This window comes from Streptomyces sp. NPDC012935, assembly GCF_042900345.1.
Lineage (GTDB): Bacteria > Actinomycetota > Actinomycetes > Streptomycetales > Streptomycetaceae > Streptomyces.
Genome location: NZ_JBIBBC010000052.1, coordinates 1 through 2,015, shown reverse-complemented (window position 1 = coordinate 2,015; position 2,015 = coordinate 1). Strand labels below are relative to the sequence as shown.

Sequence of the window (2,015 nt, the reverse complement as noted above, 5' to 3'; positions counted from 1 at the left end):
GGCGCACTGGTACTCGTATGCCGTCAAAACCTGCTCCCGCATCCGGGGATCTCGCCTCCCACGCACGGCCGAGAACTGTTCGCTCTCCGTCGGCTCCAGCTCCAGGCCGACGGCTTCGCAGAGATCGCCGTGGAGCGAGGGAGGGAAGTTCAGGTCGAGCAGGACCCGTGCCATCCGGCCGAGCAACGACGGCTCGCGCCGCAGCGCCGCCCGTAGTGCCGGCGTCAGCCGCCCTGCGGCTCCGATCTCCCGCAGCTCCCGCGCGCCACTGCCGGGGCTGCCCGATCCGCGGCGAGCTCGGCACGGTCCTCCCAGGACGCCCGGTCGGCACTGACGCGCAGCAGGCCGCGGGTGCTGTCGTAGCCGTAGACGCTGTTGTGCGCGTACTCCACGGAGTGGAAGTCGGTGGTGCCGCCCAGGGGCAGGGTCTTCCAGGTCTTGCCGGAGTCTTTGGACTGGATCTGGCCGCGGTTGCCGTGATCGCCGCTGCCCTCGGCCGGGTGGCCGCTGCCGAGGAAGGTCTTCGGACCGATGACGGTGAAGCCCATGTAGTCGGCGGTGTCGCCGGCCCGCTCGGCGGTGCCGTCGTCGGCCACGGCGATCACGCCTTCGTGGGTGGCGACGTACAGGCGCCCGTCGGCGGGGTCGATGCCCAGACCGTGGACGTGGCTGACGGCGAGGCCGCCAGTGCCTGCGCCCGACGCCGTGTCGGACGAGGTGTCGGAGCCGGACGAGCATGCGGCCAGTTCGGCCGCGAGGACGGCTGTGCTGATGGCGGTGGCAGCGCGGGAACGAATCTTCATGCTGAGGATCTCGCGGTGAGGCGCGAGGAAGGATTGCGAGCAGGGCTCAGGAGCCGGCGCAGGACGTGCCCGCACGAGGGCCGGGCTGCGCGGAAGCAGGCCCGAGCCCCCGATGCGGGGGTCGTCAGCTCTTGCCGAGGAGCTTGTTCATCTCCTCGATCTCGGCGTTCTGCGCGGTGATGATGTCGTCGGCCAGCTTCTTGGCCGACCCGTACTGGCCCTTGTCCTTCTCCGTGGTCGCCATCTCCACGGCACCCTCGTGATGCTCGACCATCATGGTCAGGAACATCGTGTCGAAGCCCTTGCCGGACGCCTTCATCAGCTTGTCCATGTCCTCGGCGTCCATCATCCCGGGCATGTCGGAGCTGCCGGAGTGACCGCCATGGTCCATGCCCGGCATGGAGGAGGGCACGTCCTCGCCCCAGGACTCCAGCCAGCCGGACATCGTCTCGATCTCCGGGTCCTGGGCCTTCTCGATGCGCGAGGCGAGGTCCTTGACCTCGGCGGAGGACGCCTGGCTGGCGGCCATCTTGGACATCTGGATGGCCTGCTGGTGGTGCGGGATCATGTCCTGCGCGAAGGAGACGTCCTGGTCGTTGTGGGCGCCGGCGGTGTTCTCGGCGCTCGCCGAGGCCGACGTCTGCGTGCCGGAGCCGTCGTCGCTGCCGCAGGCGGCGAGGACGAGGGCGGCGGCCACGGCCGTGGTGCCGAGAGCGGCACGACGGATGAGAGAACGGGTGCTGGTCATGGTGGTACTCCTGCGGTCTGCGAAGGATGCTGCGCCGAGCGGCGCGGGACATGGCTGAGGGCCGTACGGTCGCTCGCCGGGGCACAGCCGGAGAGGCGGGATACGGCTCGGCCTTGTCCTAGATCCGCAGAAGTTGCAGTTCAGCCAGTGTGGGCGGCGCCCGGCCACCGTCGGGCGTGGCGGCGACGAACCCGTGGCCGCCGTCGGCGGGCGAGAGCGTGCCGACAGGGTCAGGCACCGGCGCGGGAAGGACCGGTCCCGTGCCGACAGCACCGGACGCGCACGTCGCATCGGCGTGCTCGGCATGGCCGCCACTGCTGTCACCGTGGCAGACGTACTCGTCGCTCCCCATCGCCATCCCGGCATGCGCGGAGGCGGAGGAGGAGTGATGGGTGCCGGCGGCCACGGCCCCGCCCGGACCGAGGGCGTGCATGCCGAGAAGGCCGGCCAGCAGCCCGAGCATC

3 protein-coding genes and 1 pseudogene are annotated in these 2,015 nt (G+C 70.7%); all 4 read right to left on the bottom strand.

Annotated elements, in window-relative coordinates; genetic code table 11:
- Positions 1-300: pseudogene (locus tag ACFY5C_RS41320) on the bottom strand (restriction endonuclease); the annotation flags it as partial.
- A complete protein-coding gene (locus ACFY5C_RS41315; protein ID WP_389455218.1) occupies positions 225-803 on the bottom strand; it encodes a hypothetical protein in 579 nt (192 codons plus the stop codon). The pseudogene ACFY5C_RS41320 and the gene ACFY5C_RS41315, both read right to left, overlap by 76 nt.
- Before the next feature lie 124 nt (positions 804-927).
- Entirely contained in the window at positions 928-1,551 is a 624-nt protein-coding gene (locus tag ACFY5C_RS41310; RefSeq protein WP_344410555.1) for a DUF305 domain-containing protein, read from the bottom strand.
- A 118-nt stretch (positions 1,552-1,669) separates the two neighbouring features.
- Positions 1,670-2,014: a DUF6153 family protein gene (locus tag ACFY5C_RS41305; protein WP_344410565.1), complete on the bottom strand. Its 345-nt coding sequence runs from the start codon at positions 2,012-2,014 to the stop codon at positions 1,670-1,672.
- Position 2,015: the final 1 nt, after the last annotated feature.